Origin of the sequence: Streptomyces achromogenes (genome assembly GCF_030816715.1) — a bacterium.
GTDB classification, from domain to species: domain Bacteria; phylum Actinomycetota; class Actinomycetes; order Streptomycetales; family Streptomycetaceae; genus Streptomyces; species Streptomyces achromogenes_A.
Genome location: NZ_JAUSYH010000001.1, coordinates 3,919,709 through 3,946,030, shown reverse-complemented (window position 1 = coordinate 3,946,030; position 26,322 = coordinate 3,919,709). Strand labels below are relative to the sequence as shown.

At 74.0% G+C, this 26,322-nt stretch carries 24 protein-coding genes; 13 read left to right on the top strand and 11 right to left on the bottom strand.

The annotated features are described in order from the left end of the window. Nucleotides 1-149: 149 nt before the first annotated feature. Nucleotides 150-1,340, bottom strand: coding sequence for a flavin-containing monooxygenase (locus tag QF032_RS17595; protein ID WP_307056506.1), 1,191 nt, complete (start codon nt 1,338-1,340; stop codon nt 150-152). A gap of 531 nt (nt 1,341-1,871) precedes the next feature. Between QF032_RS17595 and QF032_RS17590 the strand changes: the two genes are divergently transcribed. The 4 genes from QF032_RS17590 to QF032_RS17575 are packed head-to-tail and all read left to right on the top strand — an operon-like array spanning nt 1,872 to nt 4,335. Continuing rightward, nucleotides 1,872-2,321 (top strand): DoxX family membrane protein, encoded by a 450-nt coding sequence (locus QF032_RS17590; protein ID WP_307056504.1) that lies wholly within the window; start codon nt 1,872-1,874, stop codon nt 2,319-2,321. Further along, nucleotides 2,321-2,734 (top strand): Zn-ribbon domain-containing OB-fold protein, encoded by a 414-nt coding sequence (locus tag QF032_RS17585; protein WP_307056501.1) that lies wholly within the window; start codon nt 2,321-2,323, stop codon nt 2,732-2,734. Before QF032_RS17590 ends, QF032_RS17585 begins: the two co-directional genes overlap by 1 nt. Before the next feature lie 41 nt (nt 2,735-2,775). Then, nucleotides 2,776-3,426, top strand: coding sequence for a GNAT family N-acetyltransferase (locus tag QF032_RS17580; protein ID WP_307056499.1), 651 nt, complete (start codon nt 2,776-2,778; stop codon nt 3,424-3,426). Between the two features lie 51 nt (nt 3,427-3,477). After that, nucleotides 3,478-4,335 (top strand): GNAT family N-acetyltransferase, encoded by an 858-nt coding sequence (locus QF032_RS17575; RefSeq protein ID WP_307056497.1) that lies wholly within the window; start codon nt 3,478-3,480, stop codon nt 4,333-4,335. A gap of 212 nt (nt 4,336-4,547) precedes the next feature. Here the strand turns inward: QF032_RS17575 and QF032_RS17570 are convergent, their stop codons facing one another. The 3 genes from QF032_RS17570 to QF032_RS17560 form a co-directional block, all read right to left on the bottom strand. Continuing rightward, the gene (locus tag QF032_RS17570) at nt 4,548-5,213 is read right to left on the bottom strand and encodes a pyridoxine/pyridoxamine 5'-phosphate oxidase (RefSeq protein ID WP_307056495.1); all 666 of its coding nucleotides are present in this window, start codon (nt 5,211-5,213) and stop codon (nt 4,548-4,550) included. A gap of 15 nt (nt 5,214-5,228) precedes the next feature. Continuing rightward, entirely contained in the window at nt 5,229-6,215 is a 987-nt protein-coding gene (locus tag QF032_RS17565) for an expansin EXLX1 family cellulose-binding protein (RefSeq protein WP_307043831.1), read from the bottom strand. Between the two features lie 371 nt (nt 6,216-6,586). Continuing rightward, nucleotides 6,587-7,759: a thiolase C-terminal domain-containing protein gene (locus QF032_RS17560; RefSeq protein WP_307043829.1), complete on the bottom strand. Its 1,173-nt coding sequence runs from the start codon at nt 7,757-7,759 to the stop codon at nt 6,587-6,589. 78 nt (nt 7,760-7,837) lie between these two features. Between QF032_RS17560 and QF032_RS17555 the strand changes: the two genes are divergently transcribed. After that, complete coding sequence (locus QF032_RS17555; RefSeq protein WP_307056493.1) at nt 7,838-9,058, top strand: acyl-CoA dehydrogenase family protein; 1,221 nt, start codon at nt 7,838-7,840, stop codon at nt 9,056-9,058. Then, nucleotides 9,055-9,534: a nitroreductase/quinone reductase family protein gene (locus tag QF032_RS17550; protein ID WP_307043824.1), complete on the top strand. Its 480-nt coding sequence runs from the start codon at nt 9,055-9,057 to the stop codon at nt 9,532-9,534. The genes QF032_RS17555 and QF032_RS17550 overlap by 4 nt, the downstream gene beginning before the upstream one ends. 100 nt (nt 9,535-9,634) lie before the next feature. Here QF032_RS17550 and QF032_RS17545 read toward each other — a convergent pair whose 3' ends face one another. Then, nucleotides 9,635-10,255 carry a LysE family translocator gene (locus QF032_RS17545; protein ID WP_307056491.1) on the bottom strand — a complete coding sequence of 207 codons (621 nt, stop codon included), beginning with the start codon at nt 10,253-10,255 and terminating at the stop codon, nt 9,635-9,637. An 83-nt stretch (nt 10,256-10,338) separates the two neighbouring features. Between QF032_RS17545 and QF032_RS17540 the strand changes: the two genes are divergently transcribed. Beyond that, on the top strand, nt 10,339-10,791 hold the full coding sequence (locus QF032_RS17540) for an Lrp/AsnC family transcriptional regulator (protein ID WP_057578957.1): 453 nt from the start codon (nt 10,339-10,341) through the stop codon (nt 10,789-10,791). A gap of 127 nt (nt 10,792-10,918) precedes the next feature. Here QF032_RS17540 and QF032_RS17535 read toward each other — a convergent pair whose 3' ends face one another. Continuing rightward, the gene (locus QF032_RS17535; RefSeq protein WP_306956052.1) at nt 10,919-11,554 is read right to left on the bottom strand and encodes a TetR family transcriptional regulator; all 636 of its coding nucleotides are present in this window, start codon (nt 11,552-11,554) and stop codon (nt 10,919-10,921) included. A 134-nt stretch (nt 11,555-11,688) separates the two neighbouring features. On the opposite strand from QF032_RS17535, the gene QF032_RS17530 reads away from it, so the two are divergent. From QF032_RS17530 to QF032_RS17520, 3 genes are all read left to right on the top strand, one after another. Further along, complete coding sequence (locus tag QF032_RS17530) at nt 11,689-12,411, top strand: VOC family protein (protein ID WP_307043820.1); 723 nt, start codon at nt 11,689-11,691, stop codon at nt 12,409-12,411. Between the two features lie 177 nt (nt 12,412-12,588). Beyond that, a complete protein-coding gene (locus QF032_RS17525; protein WP_307043817.1) occupies nt 12,589-14,958 on the top strand; it encodes an outer membrane protein assembly factor BamB family protein in 2,370 nt (789 codons plus the stop codon). A gap of 258 nt (nt 14,959-15,216) precedes the next feature. Continuing rightward, complete coding sequence (locus tag QF032_RS17520; protein ID WP_307056489.1) at nt 15,217-15,780, top strand: hypothetical protein; 564 nt, start codon at nt 15,217-15,219, stop codon at nt 15,778-15,780. Nucleotides 15,781-15,825: 45 nt separating this feature from the next. On the opposite strand, the gene QF032_RS17515 is transcribed toward QF032_RS17520, so the two are convergent. From QF032_RS17515 to QF032_RS17505, 3 genes are read right to left on the bottom strand one after another with little or no spacing between them, the layout of a single operon-like run. Continuing rightward, on the bottom strand, nt 15,826-16,623 hold the full coding sequence (locus QF032_RS17515) for an enoyl-CoA hydratase/isomerase family protein (protein ID WP_307043813.1): 798 nt from the start codon (nt 16,621-16,623) through the stop codon (nt 15,826-15,828). A 20-nt stretch (nt 16,624-16,643) separates the two neighbouring features. Further along, nucleotides 16,644-17,060, bottom strand: coding sequence for a Zn-ribbon domain-containing OB-fold protein (locus tag QF032_RS17510; RefSeq protein ID WP_307043811.1), 417 nt, complete (start codon nt 17,058-17,060; stop codon nt 16,644-16,646). 23 nt (nt 17,061-17,083) lie between these two features. After that, nucleotides 17,084-18,229 (bottom strand): lipid-transfer protein, encoded by a 1,146-nt coding sequence (locus tag QF032_RS17505; protein WP_307056488.1) that lies wholly within the window; start codon nt 18,227-18,229, stop codon nt 17,084-17,086. Between the two features lie 152 nt (nt 18,230-18,381). On the opposite strand from QF032_RS17505, the gene QF032_RS17500 reads away from it, so the two are divergent. Then, nucleotides 18,382-20,016 (top strand): fatty acid--CoA ligase family protein, encoded by a 1,635-nt coding sequence (locus QF032_RS17500; protein ID WP_307060295.1) that lies wholly within the window; start codon nt 18,382-18,384, stop codon nt 20,014-20,016. A 308-nt stretch (nt 20,017-20,324) separates the two neighbouring features. Here the strand turns inward: QF032_RS17500 and QF032_RS17495 are convergent, their stop codons facing one another. Together QF032_RS17495 and QF032_RS17490 are read right to left on the bottom strand one after the other, a co-directional pair. Then, entirely contained in the window at nt 20,325-20,522 is a 198-nt protein-coding gene (locus QF032_RS17495) for a hypothetical protein (RefSeq protein WP_306951338.1), read from the bottom strand. Between the two features lie 368 nt (nt 20,523-20,890). Next, nucleotides 20,891-23,908, bottom strand: a complete 3,018-nt coding sequence (locus QF032_RS17490; RefSeq protein ID WP_307043809.1) for an AfsR/SARP family transcriptional regulator — start codon at nt 23,906-23,908, stop codon at nt 20,891-20,893. Nucleotides 23,909-24,119: 211 nt separating this feature from the next. Between QF032_RS17490 and QF032_RS17485 the strand changes: the two genes are divergently transcribed. Next, nucleotides 24,120-25,394, top strand: coding sequence for an amidohydrolase family protein (locus QF032_RS17485; RefSeq protein ID WP_307043807.1), 1,275 nt, complete (start codon nt 24,120-24,122; stop codon nt 25,392-25,394). A gap of 14 nt (nt 25,395-25,408) precedes the next feature. Continuing rightward, nucleotides 25,409-26,311 (top strand): LLM class F420-dependent oxidoreductase, encoded by a 903-nt coding sequence (locus tag QF032_RS17480; protein WP_307060293.1) that lies wholly within the window; start codon nt 25,409-25,411, stop codon nt 26,309-26,311. Nucleotides 26,312-26,322 lie beyond the last annotated feature (11 nt).

Here is a 26,322-nt window from a genome sequence, read left to right as displayed (position 1 = left end):
AAGATGAACAGGTCTCACATTCTGGCTCCGTGAGAGGGCGCACGACAACGCTCTCGCCACATCTTGCACAGGTGTAACGAGCAGGCGAGTAAAGGGAGTTACCGGCGGTTACGAAGGGGGATGCCGACGGTTGCCATGGTTGCGCGGAGTCACCGGCTTCGGCGGTGCACCGCCTTGGCGATCCGCTCCGCGTCGAGCGCCAGTTCGCGGAGCGTCCCGCTGATGGGGGTGGTGTAGCCGGTGAAGAACAGGCCGGGGGCGTCCTTCGGGGTGCGGGGGCCGTGGGCGACGGGTCTGCCCTCGTCGTCGAGCACGCCGAGGTGTCCGACGAGGCCCTCCAGGGCGCGGACGTACCCGGTGGCCGCGACGACGGCGTCCGGGGAGATCCGGGAGCCGTCGGCGAGCACGACCTCCCCGCCGTCCTCGAAGCCCTCCACGGCGGCCACGATCTCCACCCGGCCCTTGCGTACGGCGTCGATCAGGCCGACGTCCTGCACCGGGATCGCGCCCTGCCGGGCCCGGGTGTAGAGACCGGTGTCGGGGCGCGGCAGCCCGTGCGCGGACAGGTCGGGGATGCTCGCCTTCGCCATGAGCCGCGAGATCCGGTCGACGAGGGCGACGGGGAGCCGGCGGATCATGATGCCGCTGTACTGGGCGGCCCACCCGGCGGTCGAGCGGCGCACGATGTGCGGGACCGTGCGCACCGCCAGCCGCACCCGCCCCGCGCCGTTCTCCACCAGGTCGACGGCGATCTCCGCGCCGGTGTTGCCCACGCCGACGACGAGGACGTCCCGGCCGGCGTACTCCTTGCCGCTGCGGTAGTCGGCGGCGTGCGTCAGGTCGCCCGTGAACGCCTCGCGGCCGGGCCACCGGGGCAGGTGCGGGGTGTGGTTGTAGCCGGTGGCGACGACGACCGCCGAGCCGACGAGCTCACGCCCGCCGGTGGCGCGCAGCAGCCAGCCGGTGCCGTCGGGCGTGCGCTCGACGCGGGAGACCTCGACGCCGGTGACGATCTCCAGCTCATGGACCTCGGCGTACTTCTCGAGGTAGCGCACCAGGTCGTCGCGGGCCACCCACCGCCCGAAACGGCGCGGTATCGCCAGCCCCGGCAGGGCCGAGAGCCGCCTGGTGGTGTGCAGATGCAGCCGGTCGTAGTGGCGCCGCCAGGACGCGCCCACCCCGTCGGCCTTCTCCACGACGACGGCCCGTATGCCCTGGGCACGCAGTGCGTACGCGGTGGCGAGTCCGCCGGGGCCGCCGCCGATGACGTAGACGGGGCGGTCGGCCGGGTTCGCGGCAGTGATCGCCTGGGGGGCCGGGCGCGGTGCGGAGTCTTCCATGAGCGCGAGAGTAATCACGTATGCCGTTGATGGGTCTCGGTCAAGACCGGAATTGGTTGCGGATCGATCACGCGTGGGGGAGGTGTGGGTGGGGCTGGTGACGTAGCCCACTTGCTTGTGCGCAGACGGAAAGGAGGAGTGCGATATCGAGGGTCCGGGCCGACGTGTTCTTCGAGCCGACCGAAGCGGTGCTGTGCGCTGACAGCCAGGCCGAGACGCCGGTCGTCCTTTCCCTCACGCATGAGGTGCGGCGCGGACGCGGCGCCCTGCGCGGAGCGCCGGACAACGTCTGGTGCGCTCGGCTTGAGCGTCAAGGCCGGAAAGGCCGATCACCTGCTCTGAGTCGGCTCCCTGTCCCGCCGGGCGTCGTGACGCGGCACGCGCGCGACGTACGGGCCTGGCGTTTGTGGGCTGAGGCGTTCGCCGACGTGGTGATCCACGGCCGTTCATGGGGGCCCACAGCCTCAGGGCGTGGTCCGGCGGGTTCCCGTGGGGTTCCCGGGCGGCGGTGTCTGACGTACCGTCAGATTTATGGATGCTATCTGGCTCGACGGGGCTGAGTGGCTGGCGGTGCTGCGGATCGGGCTCGGGCTGTGGTGGCTGGAGAGCTGGCGGCACAAGGACAAGAAGGCCTGGTTCGAAGACGGCGCCGGCATCGGCTGGGCCGCGGACGTGGCGGCGAAGCACCGCTGGAGCGCCGTCCGCTCCGGGTTCGCCGTGGTGGTGCGGCCGCGCCCGCGCGTCATGGCGTACGTCGTGGTCTACGCGGAACTGGCGCTCGGCCTCGGCCTCATCCTCGGCTTCCTCACCCCGGTCGCCCTGGCCGCGGGCCTGCTGCTCAACCTCGTCTACCTCGTCCTCATGATCCACGACTGGGCCGAGCAGGGGCAGAACTCGATGATGGCGCTGATCTCGGCGGTCGGGCTGGGCGGGATGGCCTGGCAGACGTGGTCCCTGGACAGCGCTCTGGGGTGGTTCTGATGAGCACGCCGGTGCGGTTCGACCTGCCGGAGGCCGACGCCTTCACCCGTACGTACTGGGACGCCGCCGCCGAGGGCCGGCTGCTGATCCGGCGGTGCGGCGCCTGCGCGCGGGCCCACCACTACCCCCGGGAGTTCTGCCCGCACTGCTGGAGCGAGGACGTCACCTGGGAGTACGCGAGCGGCCGGGCCACCCTATACACCTGGTCCGTCGTCCACCGCAACGACCTGCCGCCCTTCGGCGAGCGCACGCCGTACGTCGCGGCGATGGTCGATCTCGCCGAAGGTCCGCGCATGTCGACGGAGCTGGTGGGGGGAGCCGAGCCGCGCGCGGGCATGGCGCTGACGGTCGCCTTCCGGGACGGGGCGCCGGTGTTCCGGGCGGTGTCCGAAGGGGGGCCGCCCCCGCCTTGAAGAGTCGCTCGCGCCGGGCCGGACGGGTGTTCAATGATCGGATGACCGAGATCCGTGAGCCCTCCGCGGCGCCCGCCACGCCCTTCGTGTCACCCGACCCCTCCCGGTCGTCCGCGCTGCCGGCGACGCCCGTCGTCGACGGGCACGGACTTCGGCTCCGGGTGTGGGACCCGGAGTCCGCCGCCGACGTGGACGCCTGGCTGCGCGGGCTCACCGACCCGGAGTTCCTGCGCTGGAACACGCCGTTGCGGAAGGTCTCGGACGCCGCCACCGCACGGGAGTCCCTGGAGAGCAAGACGGCGGACGCCGCCGCCGGACGCGCGATGACGTTCTGCGTCACGGACGCGGCCGACGGGACGATCCTCGGGCAGGTCGGCGTCAGCGCGATCGAACGCGTGCCGAGCCACGCCGGCGTCGGCTACTGGGTCCTGCCGGAGGCGCGCGGCCGGCACGTCGCCACCCGCTCGCTGCTGCTCGCGGCCCGTTGGGCGTTCGCCGAGATCGGGCTGCACCGGCTGGAGCTGGGCCACGCCCTCGGCCACGACGCCTCCTGCCGGATCGCCGAGCGCGGCGGATTCCGGTACGAGGGAACCCTGCGCGGGGCGATGTGGGAGGCCGGCCGCACGGACGCCTTCCGGGACGTCCACGCGCACGGCCGGCTGGCGACCGACCCCGAGCCGGAGTCCCCCTGACGGCACGGTAATTGGCAGGCGGTGTGTGGCCTCCGCGCGCCACGATGGGCCATGCGACCCGACGACTGGCACCTCACCCACGACCCCGACGCGTTCCTCGAGCAGGCCGGCGAGTTCCTGCGCTCCCGCCCCGCCCTGCACACGGTCCCGCTGACCGTCGTCGACAACCTGCGCCGCAGGGGTCCGCACGTGTACGGCACGGCGGACCCCCTCTTCGGTGCGCTGGACACCACCGACGGCGTCCGCGCGGTCTTCTTCCGCACGCCCCCGCACCGGCTGAACCTCACGTCCCTGACGGAGGAGGAGGCCGAATCCCTCGCCGCGCGGCTGGCCGCAGACGGCCACCGTCTCCCCGGGGTGTCCGCCGACCGCGACACCGCCGCCCTCTTCGCGGCGGCCTGGCGGCGACGGGCCGGCGTCGAGTCGCGGCTGGCGGAGCGGCAACGCCTGTACCGGCTGGGTGAGTTGACGTCGCCGGGACCGGTCCCGGCGGGCCGGGCGCGGGTCGCCGCCGCCGGCGACCGCGACCTGCTGATGCGCTGGCACGACGCCTTCCTGGACGACACGGGCGCACGCACCGGCCAGGACGCCGGCGCCTGGGCCGACTCCCGGATCGCCTACGGCGGGATCACCCTCTGGGAGACGCCCGACGGTGCCCCCGTCGCCATGTCCGGCGCCACCCCGGAGGTGGCCGGTCAGGTGCGGGTCGCGCCCGTCTACACGCCGCCCGCACTGCGCGGCCGCGGCTACGCGGGCGCGGCGACCGTCGAGGTGAGCCGCGCCGCGCAGGCCGCCGGCGCGGCGGAGGTGCTCCTCTTCACCGACCTCGCCAACCCGACGAGCAACGGCCTCTACCAGCGCATCGGCTACCGCCCGGTGGCGGACTTCGCGGTGTACGAGTTCGGGTAGGGGGCGTCGAGGGGGGCGAGAACGCGGTCGCCGTCCGCCTGCGCTGAGTGGCTCCTCCCTCGCCCTGCTCCGTTCGGGTGAGGGAGGAGGCAGTGCAGGGTGACCGGGGCCGGACGCGTTTGGTACCTCATCGACACGTCCCGCGCCACCTGCTGGATCACCTTCGCCGGGACCGGGCACCCGCGTGCCACCGACCGTCCCTGGGGGTGGCCTCAGGGCCACAGTCGGTCCCTGGTCCAGGCGTCGCCCGCGCGGCGGTAGCGCAGCCGGGTGTGGCGGCGGGCGGCGTCGCCCTGGAAGAACTCCGCCTCGTCCGGACGCAGCCGGTACAGCGTCCAGGTCGGGGACTTGGCCGTCGGGTGGTCGCGGGCGTGCTCCCATGCGGCCTCCGACGCCGCCGACAGCTCCTCCGCCGAGGCCAGGACGTCGCTCTGCCGTCCGGTCAGGGCGGCGGCCAGCGCGCCGGTCGAGCGGGCGTGCAGATCGGCCTGGGCCTCCTCGGAGGGGGCGGACGTGACCGGGCCGCGGACCCGGACCTGGCGGCCCAGCACCGGCCAGTAGAAGGTGAGGGCCGCGTACGGGCGGGCGGCGAGCTGGCGGCCCTTGCTGCTGGTGGCGTGGGTGGCGAAGGACCAGCCGGCCGCGTCCGCGCCGTGCAGCATGACGATCCGGGCGTCGGGCCGGCCCTCCTCGTCCGACGTCGACAGCGTCATCGTGTGCGGCTCCCGCTCGCCCGCCGCGACCGCCCGCGCGAACCACTGCGTGAAGAGGGAGAGCGGGTCGTCGGGGGCCGACGACGCGTCGAACGGCGGCAGCTCCGTCACCTCCGGGTCCCACACCCGCAGCGTCCTCAGCAGTTCATGAAGATCCTTGGCCATGCACCGAGTATCCGGTCAGTGCCGGGCGAACTGGACCCGGGTCGGCTGCACCGCCTCCGGCCGGACGGCGATCCCCTCCACGGTCAGGCGCTCCCCGTAGATGTCGGTGAGGCGGATCGCGCCGCCGCAGCCGGTGCCGTTCTCGGAGAGGAAGTAGTTGTAGTCGGTGCGCGCCAGCCGGATCCAGGAGCCGCCGCTGCGGACCTCGAGGCGGGCCACCGGGTTGCGGTGGCCGACCGCCTGGATGCCGCACCAGTACTGACTGGAGCCGGTCTTGTAGCGGATCGCGATGGTGTCCGACGTGGCCGGGCTCAGCAGGCTCCACGTGATCGGGATGCGGCCCGTCGAGAGGGGGGCGAGCTTGGCGAAGGCCTGGTGGCTGAGGTCGAGCTGACCGGGCGCGCAGGGCGCCGGGCACTCGTTGGTGATGCGGACCGTGATGGACGCCCCGCCCGCCACGCGGACGGCCACATACGCGCCGCACGCCTTCGACGTCTCGTAGTCGGCGGTGTTCATCGCCGCGGTCATCACGTCGGAGGTCGGGCCGTAGGAGCAGGCGCCGCTGCCGTCGCCGGCGTCGTAGGAGGTGGCGACGCCGTCGTAGGAGGCGCCGGGCCGGATCCGTCCGGCGAGCGGCCCCGCGCCGGAGGCCGACCGGGCGGCGGGCGCGGCGGCCTCGGCCGAAGGCCGCGCGGACCGGGTGGCCGGGGGAGTCTTCGTCCCGCCGGCGGTCGGGCTCGGGCTCGGACTCGGGGATGTGGATGTGGACGGTTTCGGCGAGGCGGACGTCTCCGCCGTCGTCGGCGTCGCGGACCCGCTCACCCGGGCGCCGGCGGCGGGCGCGCCCGCTTCCCGCACGTCGTCGCTGCCGCCGCCGGGGCGGAAGGCCACGACCAGGGACACGACGAGGGCGACGGCGGCCACGGCCACCACGGTGACCACGGGGACGCGGACCGGGCCCCGGCCGGGGCGGCGGGAGCGTCGGTGCGAGGAAGCTGCCACGGGAGAGATCCTTACGGGTTTCGGCGAGCCACGTCCGGAAGACGACCCTCCCGGACCCGGAAACCTCCGAGAACGAAGGCCTCCGACCCCTCAGTGGCCACCGCCCCGGAAAAGGTTGCCGCCCCGGAAGAGATCGCCGTTCCTGGCATGGCCGCCTTCGGCACGGCCGCCTCCGGCGGGGCTGCCGCCTTCGGCGGGGGCATGCGCCCCAGGCGGGGGCACCCGTCCCGGGCGGGGCTGCCGCCCCGGCAGGGGCACCCACCCCCGGCGCGGCCACCGCCCGTGGCGTGGCCGACAACCACGGCATGGCCGTTCGCCCCGGCATGGCCGCCGACCCCGAAAAGCGGTCGTGTCCGGTGTCATCGCCCGCCTCACCCCCTGCCCAGCACCACCGTGCCCGAGGAGCAGAACCAGCCGCCGGTGCCGGAGGCCACGCCCAGGCGGGGCAGGTCGCCGTCCCGGCTGCGCACTTGGCGGGGGCCGGCCTCGCCGCGCAGCTGCCGTACGGCCTCCACCAGCAGGAACAGGCCGCGCATTCCCGGGTGTTGGGCCGACAGGCCGCCTCCGTCCGTGTTGACGGGCAGCGCGCCGCCCTCGACCCGCAGCCGGCCCTTCTCCACGAACGGCCCGCCCTCGCCCTTCGCGCAGAAGCCCAGGTCCTCGAGGGTCACCAGCGTCATGTAGGTGAACGCGTCGTAGATCTCGGCGAAGTCCATCTCGTCCGGGCGCAGTCCGGCGCGGGCGAAGGCCAGCCGGCCCGCGGTGGCCGCCGGGGACACCGTGAAGTCCTCCCACTCGGACATCGAGGCGTGCGAGACGTGCTCCCCGGTCCCCAGGATCCACACCGGCGCCGTGCGGCAGTCCCGCACGTACTCCTCGGCCGCCAGCAGCACCGCCGCGCCCCCGTCGGAGCGGACGCAGCAGTGCAGCTTGGTGAAGGGATCCGCGATCATCGGCCCGGAGAGCACCTCGTCGACCGTGACCGGCGTGCGGAACATCGCCTCCGGGTTCAGCGCCGCGTTCGCCCTCGCCTGCACGGCGACCTCCGCCAACTGCTCGATCGTCGTGCCGTACTCGTGCATGTGGCGGCGGGCGGCCATCGCGTACTTGGCGATCAGGGTGTGCCCGTAGGGCGCCTCGAACTGGAGCGGGCCGCGGGCGCCGAAGGCGAAGGTGCCGGCCCGGCGGCCCGCCCTGACGTCGGCCCGGGGCGTCGCGCCGTACGCCAGCAGGACGGCGTTCGCGTGGCCGGCGGCGATCGCGTCGGCCGCGTGCGCCGCCATCACCTCCCAGGTCGCGCCGCCGACCGAGGTGGAGTCGACCCAGGTGGGGCGCAGGCCCAGGTAGTCGGCCAGCTCGACCGGGGCGAGCGTGCCCAGGCCGGCGGAGGCGAAGCCGTCCACCGTCTCCCGTCCCAGCCCCGAGTCCGCCAGCGCCCGGCGGGCCGCCTGGGCGTGCAGGGCGTGCGGGGTCGCCTCGTCGACCCGGCCGCAGTCGGAGAGCGCGACGCCGACGACGGCCACGTTCCGGGTCCGCACGGTCATGAAGGGCACCTTCCTCTGGGCAACTCGCTGCAGAGCTCCTAATATGACGGACCGTCAGATCTGTAGGAAGGGGCGGCCATGGACCCCGGCTTCACCGCCGAGCAGGACGAGATCCGCCGCACGCTGCGCGAACTGCTCCACAAACGCTGCGGCCCCGCGGAGCTCCGGGCCGCCCTCGACACCCCGGCCGGGCACGACCCCGCGCTGTGGGCCGCCCTCGCCGAACAGCTCGGACTGCCCGGACTCGCGCTCCCGGAGGCGTACGGCGGTGTCGGCTGCCCGCGCACCGACCTCGCCCTCGCCGCCGAGGAGACCGGCCGGGCCCTCGCCCCGAGCCCGCTGCTCGCGACCTCCGTGCTCGTCGCGCCCGTGATCCTCGCCCTCGGCACCGACGCCCAGCCGGCCGGCCTGCTGCCCCGGATCGCCGACGGCACGCTCACCGCCGCGCTCGCCGTGCCCGCGTCCGCCCTCGCCGCGGCCCTCGCGCTGACCGGGCCGGGCGGCGGCGACTGGTCCGGCGGCGGGCGGGCGGGCGGTGTGCAGGCCCGCCGGTCGGGGGACGGCTGGCGGCTGTACGGGGAGGCCGCGCAGGTGCTCGACGGGCACAGCGCCGGCCTGCTGCTCGTCGCCGCGCACGCCGGGGGCTTCGTACGGTCGCGGACCCTGCTGTTCCTGGTGCCGGGGGACGCCGCCGGCGTCGTACGGACGCGGCAGACCGCCCTCGACGCCACCCGGCCGCAGGCCCGGGTGCAACTGCGGGACGTGCCGGCCGAGTTGCTGGGCTCGGAGGAGGCCGACGTGCCCGAAGCCCTTGCCGCCGCAGGGGACTTCGCCGCCGCGTTCCTCGCCTGCGAGGCCGTGGGGACGGCCGGCCGGGCGCTGGAGCGGACCGTCGAGTACCTCGGGCAGCGGGAGCAGTTCGGACGGCCGATCGGCTCCTTCCAGGCGGTGCAGCACCGGCTCGCCGATGTGTACGTGCAGGTCCAGGCGGCCCGCTCCGCCGCGTACTACGCCGCATGGGCGGCCGGCGGGGACGGGGCCGGCGGGGACGGGGGCGGGGCCGGCGCGCGGGAGCGGGTCGGCGGGCTCGCGCTCGCCCAGGCGCTGGAGGCGCTGCGCCGGGCCGCCGCCGAGGGCGTCCAGCTGCACGGCGGCATCGGTTTCACCTGGGAGCACCAGGCACACCTGTACTTCAAGCGGGCCGCCGGGGACGAGCTGCTGTTCGGGCCCGTGCACCGGCTGCGCGCCCACGCGGCCGAGCGGGCCGGACTGTTCGCACGTACGGAGGTAACGGTGTGATCGGCGTCAGAGCGGTGCAGAAAGTGTCCTCGACACGGGCCTTCGCGAAGGTGGCCCCGCACGTCATCCCCGCCCTCGACCGGGCCGTGCACCGCCTCACCCGGGGAAAGGTGCTGCTCAGCGCCCAGCTGTTGCCGGGCGTGATCCTGACGGCCACCGGCGCGCGGAGTGGACGGCCGCGGCGGACGCCCCTCGCCTGCATGCCCGAGGAGGGCGGCGGCAGCTGGATCCTGGTCGGCTCCAACTTCGGCCGCACCGGGCATCCGGCCTGGACCGCCAACCTCCTCGCCCACCCCGACGCCGAGATCAGCTGGAAGGGCACGGACATCCCGGTCACGGCCGTGCTGCTGGCGGGGGAGGAGCGGGCCGCGGTCTGGAAGACGCTGCTGACGTTCTGGCCGCCGTACGCCGCCTACCAGGAGCGGGTGGAGCGCGAGATCCGACTGTTCCGGATCACGCCCCGGCCGTCCGCCTGATCCACGCCCCGGCGGCCGTCCGCCCGATCCGGGCCCCGGCGGCCGTCCTGGCAGGCGGACCGGCGGCAGTCCTGGTCCGTGTGGCGCCCGCGGGGGCGGCTCACAGGGTGGCCAGGCGCTGTGCCAGCAGGAACGCGCCGATCCCGAGCATCGCCGCGCCCGAGGTGCGGGTCACCGCGCGGGCCGCCGCCGGGCGCGCGCCCAGCAGCCTGCGCGCGAGGACGCCCACCGTGAGGTAGACGACCGCGCAGCACGCCATGTGCAGCAGCCCGAGGACGGTCGTCTGCGCGGCCACCGGCAGGCGTCCGGCGCCGGGGCTGAGGAACTGCGGCAGGACCGAGAGATAGAGCAGCAGGCCCTTCGGGTTCAGGCCGCTGATCGTCGTCCCGCGCAGGAACACCCGCGGTCCGGCCTCCGCGAGTTCCTCTCCGGCGCCCGGTGTCCCCGGCTGGCGCAGCACGCTCCAGCCCAGCCACACCAGATAGGCGGCCCCCGCCGCCGTCAGCCCGGTCAGCACCGCGGGCGAGCCCGCGACCAGGACCGCGAGGCCCGCCGCAGCCAGCGCCGTGTGCAGCGCGTAGCCGCTCACCAGGCCGCCGACCGCCGCGCCCACCGAGCGGCCGCGCAGCCCGGCGGAGATCACGTACGCCCAGTCGGCGCCCGGCACGCACACCAGCAGCAGGTCCACGGCGAGGAAAGAGAGGAGGGTTCCCGAGTCCATGGTGGCGACATTAGGCGCGATGCGGCCGAAAGTGTTCCCGATGTTTTCTCGGTTTCTCCGTACTGTGGGGGAAGATCTGCCCCATGGACGACGTGGACCGGAAGATTCTTGCCGAGCTACAGCAGGACGGGCGGCTGACCGTGACCGAGCTGGCCGCGCGGGTGCGGCTGAGCGTCTCGCCGTGTCACCGGCGGTTGCGGGAGCTGGAGCGGTCCGGGGCGATCAGCGGCTACCGGGCGGTGGTGGAGCCGTCCGCCGTGGGGCTGACCTTCGAGGCGCTGGTCTTCGTCTCCATGCGGCAGGAGGACCGGGACACGGTCGCCGAGTTCGAGCGGGCGGTGGGTGAGGTGGAGCACGTCCTGGACGCGCAGCGGCTGTTCGGGGAGCCGGACTACCTGCTGCGGGTGGCCACCGCCGACCTCGCGGCCTTCCAGCGGCTCTACGACGAGCGGCTCGCCACCCTGCCGGGTGTGCAGCGGCTGACGTCGACGCTGGTGATGAAGCACGTGGTGAAGGGCCGGGCGCTGCCCGCCTAGGGACAGCGGGGAAGGGCGTCGCGGAGGGTGGCAGACGTCGGCCGCGGAGTGCGGCGGGCGGCAGCTCACCTGGGTGAACCGCCGCCCGGCAGACAGGACGTGACGTTGTGCGGTGGGGCCCGGCCGGCTACTTCGTCGGCTTCTTGCCGGTGATGCCCAGGTGTACCAACAGCGCCAGGTTCGGCTTGAGTTCAGCCTGCTTGACGCCCCACGTCTGGAAGCCCTTCTGGTGCGAGGCGACCGCCGCGAGCATCGCGACGAGCGCGCCGGCGACCGCGCCCGGGTTCACGTCCTTGTCGACCCTGCCCTTGGACTGGAGTTCGGCGACCGCGTCCGACAGGGAGTTGTTCACCGAGTTGAGGATCTTCATGCGGAGTTTGTAGAAACGCTTGTCGCCTTCGGCCGCGCCGAGGTCGACGACCCTGAGGATCGCGTCGTTCTTCCGCCAGAACTCCAGGAATCCGTCCACGAGTTCCTGGGCCGTCTGCCAGCCCGCCTTGCCGACCCAGGAGCGGCCCTCGACCAGCGCCGTCAACTCGGCTCCCTCGGCGGCCATTTGCTCGGCAATCTCCAGGACGGCGCCCTCGACGTCGGGGAAGTACTGGTAGAACGTCGCGGGCGAAGTGCCTGCCTTCCGGGCGACATCGATGACCTTGACGTCCCGGTAGGGAGAGGAGCTGAGCATCTCGCTGAGGCAGTCGAGCAGCTTCTGCCGCGTCGCCTGCCCGCGTCGACCGGCCACGCGGCCGTCGACGGTACGCACTTGTCCTGTCATGCCGTCAGCTTACCGAGGGGTGATCGGAGCGCGATTCGGCCGACTGCAAATGGGGTGCACGGGGGTGCGGAGGCGGCTGTGCCTGGTCTGCGGCTTGCGTGAAGCGCCGTTAGTTTGGCTGCATGGCCGAAAACAGGGCATCGGTGTACGCAGAGGGCGTCCCCTGCTGGGTGGACGCGCAGCTCCCCGATGTGGACGCGGGCAAGCGGTTCTACGGTGAACTTTTCGGATGGGACTTCGAGGAGGCCTACGGCTCCGCGGTGTGGGCCCGGCTGGACGGCGCCCGGGTCGCCGGGCTCGCCCACAAGACGGACGGGCGGATGCCCACCGTCTGGACGGTCTACTTCGCGACTCCGGACGCGGAGGCGATGGCCCGTCGCATCCAGCGGGCCGGCGGCCAGGTGGTGACGGCGCCGCTCCCGGTCGACGGGGCGGGCGCAGCCGCGCTGGCCGCCGACCCCGAGGGCGCCGTCTTCGGCCTCTGGCAGGCGGCCGGCCACCCCGGATTCGGCGTGCGGCACCGGCCCGGCGCGTTCGCGTGGGCGCAGCTGTACGCCCGTGACACCGAGGCCGCCAACACGTTCTACGGGCACCTCTTCCACGAGGCGCTGTTCGGCCCGCAGGCCGAGCCCGACTTCGGGCGGGCGCCCGTCGGCGACGTCTTCCCGGAGGTCATGCCGCCGCACTTCCTGGTCCATTTCGGCGTGCGGGACTGCGAGGCCGCTCTGGGCGCGGTGAGCCGGCTCGGCGGGCGGGTGCAGGCGGGTCCGTTCACCGCTTCGTACGGAATCGTGGCCGTCGTCACGGACAATCAAGGGGCGTCGTTCGCGCTGTTGCAGCGGTGAGCCGTCTTTTTTGCTCGTATATGAGATGAGACACCCCGTTTGCCCCCGGGTTCGCAACCGGCCGCCCGGCCAGGAAGAATCAGGGTGCGTGCCGCCATGGCGGTGCGGTGGTGAGACGCTGCACGGGGCCGCGCGCACACGTGGGTGGCGCGGTTCGTACGGGGAGGTGGCAGGCAAGTGGTGGATCAGCTGACGCAGCACGATCCTCGGCGGATCGGGCCGTTCGAGGTGCTGGGACGGCTGGGTGCCGGCGGCATGGGGCTGGTCTATCTGGCACGTTCGGCCTCGGGCCGGCGCGTGGCGATCAAGACGGTCCGCACGGAGCTCGCCGAGGACCAGCTCTTCCGCGTGCGCTTCACGCGCGAGGTGGAGGCGGCCCGGGCGGTCTCCGGGTTCTACACGGCCGCGGTCGTGGACGCCGATCCGCGTGCCGCCGTGCCCTGGCTGGCCACCGCGTACGTGCCCGCGCCCTCCCTCGAGGAAATAGTGAACGACTGCGGCCCGATGCCGGCCCAGGCGGTGCGCTGGCTGGCGGCGGGCGTCGCCGAGGCGCTCCAGTCGATCCACGGCGCCGGGCTGGTCCACCGTGACCTGAAACCGTCCAACGTGCTCGTGGTCGAGGACGGTCCCCGGGTGATCGACTTCGGCATCGCGTCCGGCGTCTCGAACACGCGTTTGACGATGACGAACGTGGCCGTCGGCACCCCCGCGTACATGTCGCCCGAGCAGGCCAAGGACTCGCGGAGCGTGACGGGCGCGAGCGACGTCTTCTCGCTCGGCTCGATGCTCGTCTTCGCCGCCACCGGCCATCCGCCCTACCACGGCGCCAACCCGGTCGAGACGGTCTTCATGCTGCTGCGCGAGGGCCCCGACCTGGAAGGCCTGCCCGACGAGCTGCGCCCGCTCATCGAGTCCTGCATGCAGATGGAGGCGACGGCCCGCCCCAACCCGGCCGACCTCCAGGCCCAGCTCGCCCCCCACCTGTTCGGCTCCGGCTCGGACGACAGCGGTACGGCGTCGGCGTGGCTGCCGGAGAAGGCCGTCACCCTCATCGAGACGCGCCGCGGCGGCCGTCCCCCGGTGAAGGCCGCACCCCCGAACCCCCGCGGCGGCCAGGGCGTGGGAATGGCCCGGCCGGTCCCGCCCGTGCCGCCGCCGCCCTCCCACGACCCCGTGGTCCTCTCCCGGCCGGCGCCCGCGCCCGTCGGGGCCCCCGACACCGGCCCCGTCCGGCTGGCGGGCGCGGCGGTGCCGATCGGGCCCGGTCCCCGGGTCGCCGACGTCCGCGCCACGGCCGCCGTGAAGGCGCCGGTGGCCGAGCCCGGCCTGGTCGCCGGCTGGTCCCGCCCGCGCCCCGGCGTCAACGGCGCCGACACCACCGTGCCGGCCCCGCAGACCGCGCCCGCGGAGACCCCGGCGGGCTGGCGGCCCTGGCGGTTCCGCATGTCGAACGACGTGTGGGGCACGCCGTCCGTCGCCGGAGACCTCGTCTACGTCACCTCCTTCGAGGTGCACGCCCTGGACGTGGCGACCGGCCGCCGCCGCTTCAAGACGCGCGACGTGGCCTGGTCGATGGCGGTCGCCGACGGCCGGGTGCACGCCTCCGACGGCCCCACCCTGTTCGCGCTGGACGCCCGCGAGGGCGGTGACCTGTGGCGGCTGTCCACGGACGCCTGGGTGTACTCGCTCAAGGCCGACCGGGGCACGCTCGTCACCGGCACGCGCGGCGGCGGAGTCCAGGCCTGGGAGGCGTCCAGCGGCCACAAGCTCTGGGAGATCACCGGCTGTCAGACCGACTTCGAGTCCCCGGAGGCCGGCCCGGCGCTGCACGACGGCACGGTCTACGTGTGGCAGGACGCCCGGCTCAGAGCCCTGGACGCCCGCACCGGCGAGGAGCGCTGGTCGTACCCGATCGGCGACACCGCCTCCTGCGGCGGCGTCCCGGTCCGCGTCACCCCCGCCCCCGACGGCTACGTCTACCTCTCCGCCGGCACCCGGGTGCTCGCCGTCGACGTGGCGAGCGGCATGGTGCGCTGGCACTTCGAGGCCCCGGCGGTGTTCCTGTCCGCGCCGACGTTCGTGCCCGGGCCGGCGGTCACCGGCGGCGGCGTCTACCTCGCCGACTACCTGGGCACGGTGTACGCGCTCGACGCCACCGACGGCCGCGACCGCTGGCGCATCGCCACCGAGGCCCGGTCCTCCGTCGACCCCGTGCTGGTGGCCGCCGGCCATGTCCACGTCGGCAGCGGCAAGGGCCTCTACACCCTGGACGCGGTGACGGGCACTCCCAAGTGGCGCTTCCAGGCGGGCGGCGACATCGTGGGCGCCCCGGCGGTCGCGGAGGGCCGGATCCACTTCGGCTCCACCGACCATCTGCTGTACACCCTGAAGGCCGACGACGGACGGCTGCGCTGGAAACTGGCGACCGGCGGCGAGATTACCGGCTCCCCGGTGGTCCGCGACGGCGTCGTGTACGCGTGCAGCAAGGACCGTTGCGTGTACGCGCTGGACGCCGAGAAGGGCACCGGCACGGCCCGCACGACCTGACCGCGGCGGCCGGCCCCGACCGCCGTGACCCGGCCCGACCGGGCTGACCGACCCGAGCGGCCGGCCCCACCGGCCCGAGCGGCCCGGCCCGCGCGTCCGGGACGGCCGTCGTGCCGGGGGTACGGAAGGGGTCCGGACGGCGGCCGTCGCTGCGGGGGAGCGGCCCGCCGGTCGCTCTCACCCCGGACGCTACGCCGGAGACTGGCCGGTCGCCATGCTGTGACATGGCCGTGACAGGGTCCCCCTAGGCTGTCGGTCATGGATCGACGGGGGCGCAAACTCAGGTTCACAGCGGTCGCGGTGCTGGTGGTGCTGGCGCTGACCGGCTTCTCCACCAGCCGGGGCCACGGACACGGGCACAGCAGCGGTCACGGCGGTGGCGGCGGATGCAGCAGCTCCAGCCAGGACCACGACAGCTCGTCCTCGTCGTCGAGCGGCGGCACGTCGGGCTCGCGCTACCGCGACTACGACGATGACGACGACGACTACACGGGCGGCACGTCCGGCGGCTCCAGCTCCTCCAGCTCCTCCAGTTCCTCCGCCCCGTCCACGACGCTGCGGGACGCCACCGTGAAGCTGCTGAGCTGCGCCTCGCAGAACCAGCCCTACGCCATGGTCGAGATCACCAACCCGAACGCGACCGGCGGCCGCTTCACCGTGGCGGTCGACTTCCTCGACGCCGGTTCTGACAGGCTGGCGAAGCGCACGGCGCAGCAGTACGTGGCGGGCAACGAGACGACGACGGTGCGGGTGGACCTGTCCGACTCCGCCGCCGCCGAGGTCGACCACTGCGAACCGGAGCCGTACGCACCGGCTGCCTGACGGCTCGACGGCCTGACGGAATGCGGCCTGACGGCCTGACGCCGCTCACCGCACCCGGAACCCCCCGCCCCGCCGGCCGGCGAACAGCTCCGCCTGCCGCTCGGCGGGCAGGTTGCCCAGCGCGATGAGGTACGGCGCCTGCGCGAAGGCCGTCGCGAGGGCCGCCTCCCGCGCCGACCACAGCGCCCGCACGGTGCCCTGGACGCCGCCCGGCGGATACCCGGCGACGACCGCGGCGCAGGCCACGGCGGCCGGCAGCGCACCCCCGGCCTCGGTGAGTTCGGAGACGAGGCCGACCTCGTACGCGCGCCGGGCGGACATCCGTTCCGCGCTGCCCATCAGCATCATCCGGGCGACCTCCCCGTACGGCATCCGCTGCGCGAGCAGCACCGACTCGTACGCGCTGACCATCCCGTAGGCGGTGTGCGGGTCGAAGAACGCGGCGTCGGCGCCCGCGACGACGAACTCGCACTCCCCGAGCAGGTAGTAGGCGCCCCCGCAGGCCATCCCCTCCACCGCGGCGACGACCGGCTTCCACAGGTCGTTCGCCTTGGGGCCGACGGTGAGCAGGGGGTCGTCCTGCATGAAGGGCGAGCCGGGCTGCGGCACGACGGCGTCCCGGTCGATGCCGGTGGAGAACGCCCGGCCGCCGGCCCCGGTGAGGACGACGGCGCGCACGGAGTCGTCGAAGCGCAGTTCGCGCCAGATGCGCCGGAACGCGTCGGCCGTCTCGAGGTCGACCGCGTTGAGCCTTTCCGGCCGGTCGAGGGTGACGACGGCGACGCCGGTCTTCTCGTCGACGTCCAGCCGCACGCTCCCGGGCACGCTCCCGGGCTCACTCACAGGCTCTCTCCCGGGCTCACTCACGGGCGCTCCAGGACCCACTGCGGAAGCCCGTCCGCGCCGAAGACGGCCTGCACCCGGGCGCCGATGCGCACCCGGTCGGGCGGGACGGAGCCGAGCGCCGCCCCGGGCTCGCTCACCAGGTTGCCGACCAGCCGGATCCGGGGCGCGTCGGCCAGTTCGACGAGGAGCACGACGTAGGGGGCGTGCGCGGCGTAGTCGGGCAGCAGGGGCGGATGCGGGACGACGTAGGACCAGATCCGTCCGCGTCCGGAGGTCGCCCGCCACTCGCTCGCGAACGAGTGGCAGTGCGGGCAGCAGGGGCGGGGCGGGAAGCGGGGCTCGTCGCAGTCGGCGCAGGTCTGGACACGCAGTTCGCCTCGGGCGGCGTACTCCCAGAAGGGGGCGCCGTCGGCGTCGGGGACGGGGGTGAGCATCGTGGGTCGACTCCTCGGCGCGTTCAGTTGCGGAGCAGCAGGGCGGACGTCGGGACGCCTTCGCCGGCGGTGACGAGGCAGGTGGCGGCGCCGGGGACCTGGGAGGTGCTGGTGCCGCGCAGTTGCTTGACGCCTTCGTTGATGAGGTTGAATCCGTGGACGTAGGCCTCGCTGAGCCCGCCGCCGCCGGTGTTCAGGGGCAGCCGTCCGCCGGTCTCCAGGGCGCCCCCCTCGGTGAACGCGCCGCCCTCGCCCCGGCCGCAGAATCCGTAGCCCTCCAGGGAGAGCGGGACCAGGGGGGTGAACGCGTCGTAGATCTGGGCGACGTCGACGTCGGAGGGGGTGAAGTCGGCGTGTTTCCACAGGTGTCGGGCGGCCGCCCAGGCGGGCCCGGTGAGCGGGTCGTCGTTCCAGTAGTTGACCATGCCGTGGTGCTGGGCGGGCAGGCCCTGGGCGGCGGAGTGGACGTAGACCGGCGGGCGGCGGCAGTCCCGCGCCCGCTCCCTGCCGACGATCACGCAGGCCAGCGCCCCGTCCGTCTCCAGGCAGTTGTCGTACAGGCAGAGCGGTTCGCTGATCCACCGGGCGGTCATGTACATCTCGCGGGTGAGCGGCCGGTCGTACATGATCGCCGCCGGGTTCCGGTTGGCCCGGTTGCGGCAGGCGAGCGCGACGTTGAAGAGGTGGTCGCGGGTGGCGCCGTACTCGTGGAGGTAGCGGCGGGCCAGCATGGCTATCTCGTCGGCGGGCCGCAGCAGGCCGAAGGGGCGCGTCCACTGGGCCGGGGTGGGCAGCTGGACGGATGTGTTGGTCCACGGGCGCGGCCCGCTGCCCCGCTTGCGCGAGCGCCAGGCGACGCCCACGGTGGCCTGTCCGGCGGCGATGGCGGCGGCGAGGTGCGCGACGGTGGCGCAGGAACCGCCGCCGCCGAAGCCGACCTTGCTGAAGTAGGTCAGGTCCCCGAAGCCGACGGCCTTCGCCAGCTCGACCTCGTCGGTCTCCTCCATGGTGTAGGAGGCGAGGGCGTCGACCTCGCCCGGGTCGATCCCGGCGTCGTCGAGGGCGGCGAGGACGGCCCGGCAGGCGAGGGCCCGCTCCGACTCCGGGAGGTGCTTGGCGAACGCGGTCTGGCCGATGCCGACGATGGCGGTGGCGTCCTTGAGGGTCACGCTGCACGCACCTCCGCGATGCGAAATGGCGGCTGACAGTCCGTCAGGCTACCGCTAATCTGACGGGTAGTCAGCTAATGGCTCGGCTACTGGCAGGGAGGGAGGCCGTGATGCGCGATGACGCGGACGTGATGCGCGATGACGCGGACGTGATGCGCGGAGACGTGGAGTGGGGCAGCATCCCGGGGCTGGTGCGCGCGGCGGCCGAGCGGTACGCGGACGCCGAGGCGGTGGTCGAGGGCCGCACCCGGATCAGCTACGCGGAGCTCGGCGCCCGGGTCGAGCGTGCGGCCGCGGCCTGCCTGGCGAACGGGGTCGAGACGGGCGACCGGGTCGGCATCTGGGCGCCGAACTCGCTGGACTGGATCGTCGCGGCGCTGGGCGCGGTGTCGGCAGGGGCCGTCCTGGTCCCGGTCAACACCCGCTTCAAGGGCGTCGAGGCGGCGGACGTGCTGCGGCGGAGCGGGGCGCGGCTGCTGTTCGTGACGGGAACCTTCCTCGGCACGTCGTACGTGGCTTCGCTGCGGCGGGCGGCGGGCGAGGGGACCGGGAGTGAGGTCGCCGAGGGCGAAGGAGCTCTCGCCGGTCCGGGGCCGCTGCCCGGGCTGCCCGCCCTGCAACAGGTGGTCGTCCTCTCCGACGACGCCCCGGCCGATTTCCGGGCCTGGAAGGACTTCCTGGCGAGCGGGGAGGGGGTCGGGCGGGCGCAGGTGCGGGCGCGGGGGGACGCGGTGCGCGGGGAGGACCCGTCGGACATCGTCTTCACCTCGGGCACGACGGGCCGCCCCAAGGGCGTGGTGATCACGCACGCACAGACCCTGCGGGCGTACGGGATCTGGACCGACCTGGCCGGGCTGCGGCACGGCGACCGCTACCTGATCGTGAACCCGTTCTTCCACACCTTCGGCTACAAGGCCGGCGTGATCGCCTGCCTGATGCGGGGCGCGACGATGATCCCGCAGCCGGTGTTCGACGTGGACACGGTGCTGGCGAACGTGGCCGCGGAGCGGGTGTCGGTGCTGCCGGGGCCGCCGACCCTGCACCAGTCGCTCCTGGACCACGCGTCCCGGGACAGGCACGACCTCTCGGCGCTGCGGCTGGTGGTGACGGGCGCGGCGGTGGTGCCGCTGCGGCTCGTCGAACGGCTGCGGGGCGAACTGGGCGTGGAGACCGTCCTCACCGCGTACGGCCTCTCGGAGGCGAGCGGCGTCGTCACGATGTGCCGCCGCGGTGACGACCCCACGGTCGTCGCCGCCACCTCGGGCCGAGCGATCCCGGGCACCGAGCTACGGGTGGACGCGGCGCCGGGGGAGCCCGGCGAGGTGCTGGTCCGGGGCTTCCACGTGATGCGCGGCTACTACGAGGACCCGGCGGCGACGGCGCAGGCGCTGACCCCCGAGGGCTGGCTGCGCACGGGCGACGTGGGCGTCCTGGACGCGGCGGGCAACCTGCGCATCACCGACCGGATCAAGGACATGTTCATCGTCGGCGGCTTCAACGCCTACCCGGCGGAGATCGAGCAACTCCTCGGCCTGCACCCGGACGTCGCCGACGTCGCCGTGATCGGCGTGCCCGACCCCCGCCTGGGCGAGGTGGGCAGGGCGTACGTGGTGCGGCGGCCGGGCGCGGTGGCCACGTCCGACGACCTGATCGCCTGGTCCCGGCGCGAGATGGCGAACTACAAGGTGCCGAGGTCGGTGGAGTTCGTGAGCGCCCTCCCGCGCAACGCCGGCGGCAAGGTCCTGAAGGGCGAGCTGCGGCGGCTGGGAGGGCGTCGCTCCGGGTAGTGAACGGGCACACATCCCGCCCGGCGGAGTCGATCCTCGCAGGATCTCACCCAGCGGGACGTCGCCGACTCCATGGGGGTTTCGACCCCTCGGATCTCGGCGATCGAGCACGGGGAGATCGATCGCACGGAGGTCGCCTGCGCTCCCCTGTGCGGGCCCCGGGCGGCGAACTCGGGATCGTCGCGGACTTCGGGGACACGCATTACACGGTGGCGTGACCTGCCGCCGCCCGGCTGCGGACGCGCCTCGGCCGCGGCGGCTCCCCCTCCGCGCCGCCGCGGCCGATCCCCGTGCGATGTGGCTCTGTGTCAGGCCTTCTCGTCGGTCGCGTGGAAGTCGGCCGGCTTGTTCAGCGGCTCGGTCGTGGCGTGGAAGTCCTTGGTGGTGATCTCCTCGCCGGCGGCCTCGGCGGCCGGCTTCGACTCGGTGACGACGGCCGGGGCCTCGGCCTTCTCGCTGGTCGCGTGGAAGTCGGCGGGCTTGACGGTGCCTGTGTTGTCGGCCATGAGGTGACTCCTAGGAACGTGAGGCAGGACGGAGCGGAGTGGGGCGGGACCCGCCCGGCAGTTCCCCCGTGGATTGCCGGGCGGGTCCCGCAAGGCCGTTCACCCTAGGCGGTGTCCCGTGGCCTGATGCACAGGACCCCCGCCCACTGGTACGGCCGTCGTACCGAGCCGTCTGCCCCCCGACGCGACGGTCCGGCCCAACTGACAGTGCCGGACGGCGATAAACAAACGATGAACGCCTTTCGGAAAACCGTCGGACGGACGCCCCTCGGACCGTCGGACCAGCCCCCCCGTGGCCGTCGGGCGAGCATTCCCCGAGTCGGTCGGACCCCGCCCGGCACGGCGGTACGGACGCCCCGTGCGGCCCGTCACCCCACCGGCGCCGAGGCCAGCAGTGCGCGGACGTCCGCGGCCTCCGGGGACCGCAACGTCTCGAACACCGACAGGGCCTCCTGCCAGCACACCCTCGCCCGGTCGAGCTGGCCGACGCCGTGCAGGCCGCGGCCGAGGGCCGTGAGCACGTTGGCGCGCCGCCAGTCCCCGCCGATGCCGTGCAGGACGGCGAGGGCCTGTTCGGCGCAGGCCGCGGCGCGGGCCGGGCAGTGGTCGGCGAGGTGCAGCTCGGCGAGCCGGAACAGGGTCATGCCGTGCCACAGTTGCTGCCGGGCGTCCTGGAACATGCCGAGCGCGTCGGTGAGCGCCCGAAGCGCCGGCTTGATCTCGCCGGCGCTGGTCAGGGCCAGTCCCAGTGCGTACTTCCCGTTGGCCAGGCGCAGCGCCATGCCGGTGTCGTCGCGCTCGTAGATGGTGACGCCCTGCCGGGCCAGGGACACGGCGCTCTCGGTGCGGCCGGTCGCCAGGTGGACCCGGGACAGGTTGCACAGGGCGCTGGCCTCGCCCGGGGTGTTCCGGTCGGCGCGGAAGGCGGCCAGCGCCTTCGTGAGGTGCTGCTCGGCCTCGTCGTGCCGCCCGTTGTAGAGGGCGATGATGCCCTGCTGGTTGGGGGCCTGGGCGCAGACCACGGGGTCCTGGGCGGCGAGGCCCAGCGTCAGCGCGGCGCCCGCCTCGCGGTCCGACTCCGTGAACTGACCCGACACACCCAGAATATGACTGTGCATCAGGCGCGCGCGGCCCTCCGCGTAGGGGTCCCGGGACCGCTGGGCGGCCTCGACGACGGCGGTGGCGGCCCGCACGTACTGGCGTGAACTGATCCCCGACTCCCCGAGGTCGACGGCCGCGAGGAGCAGATCGGCCGCGCGCCGCAGCATGCCCGCCGTCCCGGCCTGCTGCACCGCCGCGAGCAGTCCGCTCGCCTCGGTGAACAGCCAGTCCAGCGCCTGGCCCCGGTCGCGGAAGGTCAGCCCCGGGTAGTCGCCGCGGCTGAGGTGGTCCAGCACCCGCTCCCCGGGCCGCTCGATCGCGTAGACGCCCGTCGCGGTCGCCAGATAGAAGTCGAGCAGCCGCGACATCGCCACCTCCCTCCCTCCCTGCACGAAAGGCGTGTGAGGCGCCCCCACGCCGGACGCCTGCTCGTCGCGTTCCGCGCACGCCCGGGCGTACAGCCGGACCAGGTCGTGGTACCGGTAGCGGCCGGGCGCCGCGGACTCCAGCAGGGAGGTGTCCACCAGGGACTCCAGCAGGTCCTCGGCCTCCTCCGGCGGCAGGTCCAGGACCGCCGCGGCGGCCCGCAGGGAGATGTCCGGGCCGTCCGCGAGGCCCAGCAGGCGGAACGCCCGGGCCTGGGCCGGCTCCAGCGCCCCGTAGCCCAGCTCGAACGTCGCCTTCACCGCGAGGTCGCCCGCCTGGAGCTCGTCCAGCCGCCGCCGCTCGTCGGCCAGCTTGGCGGCGAGCACCGAGACGGTCCAGGTGCGGCGGGACGCCAGCCGGGACGCCGCGATGCGGATGGCCAGCGGCAGGAAACCGCAGGCCGCGACCACGTCCAGGGCGGCCTCCCGCTCCGACGCCACCCGCTCCTCGCCCACGATCCGGGTGAACAGGGCCAGCGCCTCGTCCGGGGACATCACGTCCAGGTCGACCAGGTGGGCCCCGGCCAGGTCCACCATCCGCACCCGCGAGGTGACCAGCGCCGCGCAGCCCTCCGTGCCCGGCAGCAGGGGGCGCACCTGTGCGGCGTCCCGCGCGTTGTCCAGCAGCACCAGGATCCGGCGCCCGTCCAGGAGCGAGCGGTACAGCGCCGCCCGTTCCTCCAGGGAGTCCGGGACCGCCGACTCCGCGGTGCCGAGGGCGCGCAGGAAGGCGCCGAGGACGGTCTCCGGCTCCGCCGCCCGCGCCCCCGCCCCCTGCAAATCGACGTACAGCTGCCCGTCGGGGAAGACCGGGCGGGCCCGGTGCGCCACGTGCACCGCGAGGGTCGTCTTGCCCACGCCCCCGATGCCCGCCAGGGCCGACACGGCCATCACCCCGCCGGCTCCGCCGCCGCCGGCCGCCGCCAGCACCTCGCTCAGCTCCGCCACGAAGGCCGCCCGGCCGGTGAAGTCCGGCACGGTCGCCGGGAGTTGCGCGGGACGCACCCGCACCACCGCCGGTTCCGCCGCGGGCGCCGACGGCTCCGCCAGTTCCGGGTCGGCCTGGAGGATACGGCGCTGCAACTCCCGCAGCCCCGCCCGCGGATCCACGCCCAGCTCCTCCGCCAGCAGCCGCCGGGTGTCCGCGTAGACCGCGAGCGCCTCCGCCTGCCGGCCGCTGCGGTACAGCGCCAGCATCAGCAGTTCGCGCAGCCGCTCGCGCAGCGGGTAGGCGGCCGTCAGCGCGGTCAGCTCCGACACGGCCTCGGCGTGGCAGCCCTGCTCCAGGTCCATGTCCAGGCGGGATTCCAGCAGCCCCAGCCGCCACTCCTCCAGACGGACGCGCTGCGCCTCCGCGTAGGGTCCGGGGACGCCGGCCAGCGTCTCGCCGTCCCACAGGCCGAGCGCCCGGTTCAGCGTCTCGCGGGCCCGTCCCAGGTCGCCGGCGGCCCTCGCCTTGTCCGCCTCCGCCGCGAACTCCTGCGCCCGCGCCAGGTCCAGGGCGCCCTCGCCCAGCCCGCGCACGGCGTATCCGCCCGACTCGCTCACCAGGGTGCCCGGGTCCAGCGCCTTGCGCAGCCGTGAGGCGTACGTCCGCACCGCCGCCAGCGCCTGCGAGGGCGGATCCTCGCCCCACAGCGCGTCGATCAGCTCGCCGGCCGTCGCGGTACGGCCCTCGCGCAGCAACAGGGCGGCCAGCAGCGCGCGTTGCTGGGGACCACCGGTGGCCAGCTGTTCCTCGCCGCGCCGGGCGCGCACCGGGCCGAGCACATCGAAGCGCAGCTCGGCCGGCTCCCCGGCCGCGCCGGAGCGCCTCTGCCGCGGCACACGCGGGCCGCCGTGCTCTGCGCGGTCGTCCATCAAGGGCTCCCCTTAGGCATCCGAAGTACCGAGCCCAGTTTGCCCTGTCCATGCCGGAAGCGTCAGTCGCGCGTGACGCCGATCACAGAGTGGCGCACGGGAGTCCACGGACCTCGCACGGCCGCGGCGCGCACATCTGGTCACCGCCGGCCGACGGGTGGCGGTCGCACGCTAGCTGACGCACCGTCAGATCAGCGCTACCGTGCCTTCCATGGACTCCTCACCCGCCGCCTCATCCAACGCCTCGCCCGCCGCCTCACCCGCTGCCACGCCGCTCCCGCGGATCATCTCCGTCGACGACCACACCGTGGAGCCGAGCACCGTCTGGCAGGACCGCCTGCCGAAGAAGTACCTCGACACCGGACCCCGCGTGGTCCGGGCCCCGCTGAAGGAGATGACCTTCCTCGGCGGCCGCTTCAAGCCCGTCATGGGCGAGCCCGGCGACGACGGACCGATCGGCGACTGGTGGGTCTACGAGGACCTGCACCGCCCGCTCACCCGCCTCGACACCGCCGTCGGCTTCAGCCGGGACGAGATCAAGCTGGAGGTCATCACCTACGAGCAGATGCGCCCGGGCTCGTACGACGTCCCCTCCCGGCTCGCCGACATGGACGTCAACCACGTCCAGTCCGCCCTGTGCTTCCCCACCTTCCCGCGCTTCTGCGGCCAGACCTTCACCGAGGCCGCCGACCGTGAGCTGGGCCTGCTGTGCGTGCGCGCCTACAACGACTGGACGGTGGAGGAGTGGTGCGGCCCCGAGGCCGGGGGCCGGCTGATCCCGCTCACCCTCGTCCCGCTGTGGGACGCCGGGCTGGCGGCCGCCGAGGTCCGGCGCAACGCGGCCCGCGGGGTGCGCGCGGTCGCCTTCTCGGAGATACCCCCGCACCTCGGCCTGCCCTCCGTGCACACCGACGACTGGGACCCCTTCCTCGCCGCCTGCGACGAGACCGGCACGGTCGTCGCCATGCACATCGGCTCCAGCAGCCGTATGCCGTCCACGTCCGAGGACGCCCCGCCCGCCGTCGGCTCCACCATCACCTTCGCCAACTGCTGCTTCTCGATGGTCGACTGGCTGATGAGCGGCAAGTTCGAGCGCTTCCCGAACCTGAAGGTGATGTACGCGGAGGGCCAGATCGGCTGGATCCCCTACATCCTGGAGCGCGCCGACGTGGTGTGGGAGGAGAACCGCGGCTGGGGCGGGGTCGCCGACAAGGTCCACCGGCCGCCGTCCGAGCTGTTCGCCGACCACGTCTACGGCTGCTTCTTCGACGACGCCTTCGGGCTGCGCAACCTCGACTCCATCGGCGTCGGCAACGTCCTCTACGAGACCGACTACCCGCACTCCGACTCCACCTGGCCCAAGTCGCGGGAGGTCGGCGAGGCGCAGATGGGTCACCTGCCCCCGGACGTGGTGGAGCGGATCGTGCGGGGCAACGCGATCGAGCTGCTGGGGCTGACCGAGGACGGCCTGTGGAGCCCCCGGTGAGCCTCGCGTACGGCATGCAGCTCCCGGTCCAGTCCCAGTCCACGATGTACGCCGAACCCTGGGAGGCCGACGCCGGACCCGCCGACCTCGTCGAGATCGCCCGCGCCGCCGACCGGGCCGGCTTCGCCTACGTCGCCGCCTGCGACCACGTGGCGATCCCGCGCCGGCTGGCCGAGGCCATGAGCACGGTCTGGTACGACCCCGTGGCCACCCTCGCCCACCTCGCGGCCGTGACGACCCGCGTCCGCCTGCTCAGCCACGTCGCCGTCGTCGGCCTGCGCCACCCCCTCGTCACGGCCAAGCAGTACGCGACCCTCGACCACCTCAGCGGGGGCCGGCTGGTCCTCGGGGTCGGCGCGGGGCACGTACGGGAGGAGTTCGAGGCGCTGGGCGCCGACTTCGAGCGGCGCGGCACGGTCCTGGACGAGACGATCGACGCCCTGCGCGCCGCCCTCGGGCCGGACGAGTTCCCCTCCCACCACGGGAAGACGTACGACTTCGAGGGGCTCGGGCAGCGGCCCCGCCCCGCCCAGGCCCGCGTCCCCGTGTGGGTCGGCGGCTCGTCCCCTGCCGCCGTGCGCCGCGCCGCGCTCAGGGGCGACGGCTGGCTGCCCCAGGGCGATCCGCGGGACCGGCTGCCCGCGCAGATCGAACGGATCCGGCGGCTGCGCGCCGAGGCCGGCGTCGAGGAGCCGTTCACCGTCGGCGCCATCACCGAGCCCCTGTACGTCGGCCCGCCGTCCTGGAACGTCGGCCGCCGCACCCTCACCGGGTCGCCGCAGGCCCTCGCCGAGTCCCTGCGGGCCTACCCGGCGATGGGCGTCGACCAGATCCAGGTCCGGTTCCGCTGCCGGAGCCGCTCCGAACTCATCGACCAGATCACCGCGTTCGGGGCCGAGGTCGCCCCGCACCTGTGAACCCGACGTAA

What these genes read in the sequence shown, in the direction of transcription:
- QF032_RS17595 (WP_307056506.1), bottom strand. Translation starts at nt 1,340, where the DNA reads ATGGAAGACTCCGCACCGCGCCCGGCCCCCCAGGCGATCACTGCCGCG.
- QF032_RS17590 (WP_307056504.1), top strand. Translation starts at nt 1,872, where the DNA reads ATGGATGCTATCTGGCTCGACGGGGCTGAGTGGCTGGCGGTGCTGCGG.
- QF032_RS17585 (WP_307056501.1), top strand. Translation starts at nt 2,321, where the DNA reads ATGAGCACGCCGGTGCGGTTCGACCTGCCGGAGGCCGACGCCTTCACC.
- QF032_RS17580 (WP_307056499.1), top strand. Translation starts at nt 2,776, where the DNA reads ATGACCGAGATCCGTGAGCCCTCCGCGGCGCCCGCCACGCCCTTCGTG.
- QF032_RS17575 (WP_307056497.1), top strand. Translation starts at nt 3,478, where the DNA reads ATGCGACCCGACGACTGGCACCTCACCCACGACCCCGACGCGTTCCTC.
- QF032_RS17570 (WP_307056495.1), bottom strand. Translation starts at nt 5,213, where the DNA reads ATGGCCAAGGATCTTCATGAACTGCTGAGGACGCTGCGGGTGTGGGAC.
- QF032_RS17560 (WP_307043829.1), bottom strand. Translation starts at nt 7,759, where the DNA reads ATGACCGTGCGGACCCGGAACGTGGCCGTCGTCGGCGTCGCGCTCTCC.
- QF032_RS17555 (WP_307056493.1), top strand. Translation starts at nt 7,838, where the DNA reads ATGGACCCCGGCTTCACCGCCGAGCAGGACGAGATCCGCCGCACGCTG.
- QF032_RS17545 (WP_307056491.1), bottom strand. Translation starts at nt 10,255, where the DNA reads ATGGACTCGGGAACCCTCCTCTCTTTCCTCGCCGTGGACCTGCTGCTG.
- QF032_RS17540 (WP_057578957.1), top strand. Translation starts at nt 10,339, where the DNA reads ATGGACGACGTGGACCGGAAGATTCTTGCCGAGCTACAGCAGGACGGG.
- QF032_RS17530 (WP_307043820.1), top strand. Translation starts at nt 11,689, where the DNA reads ATGGCCGAAAACAGGGCATCGGTGTACGCAGAGGGCGTCCCCTGCTGG.
- QF032_RS17520 (WP_307056489.1), top strand. Translation starts at nt 15,217, where the DNA reads ATGGATCGACGGGGGCGCAAACTCAGGTTCACAGCGGTCGCGGTGCTG.
- QF032_RS17510 (WP_307043811.1), bottom strand. Translation starts at nt 17,060, where the DNA reads ATGCTCACCCCCGTCCCCGACGCCGACGGCGCCCCCTTCTGGGAGTAC.
- QF032_RS17500 (WP_307060295.1), top strand. Translation starts at nt 18,382, where the DNA reads ATGCGCGGAGACGTGGAGTGGGGCAGCATCCCGGGGCTGGTGCGCGCG.
- QF032_RS17495 (WP_306951338.1), bottom strand. Translation starts at nt 20,522, where the DNA reads ATGGCCGACAACACAGGCACCGTCAAGCCCGCCGACTTCCACGCGACC.
- QF032_RS17490 (WP_307043809.1), bottom strand. Translation starts at nt 23,908, where the DNA reads ATGGACGACCGCGCAGAGCACGGCGGCCCGCGTGTGCCGCGGCAGAGG.
- QF032_RS17485 (WP_307043807.1), top strand. Translation starts at nt 24,120, where the DNA reads ATGGACTCCTCACCCGCCGCCTCATCCAACGCCTCGCCCGCCGCCTCA.
- QF032_RS17480 (WP_307060293.1), top strand. Translation starts at nt 25,409, where the DNA reads ATGCAGCTCCCGGTCCAGTCCCAGTCCACGATGTACGCCGAACCCTGG.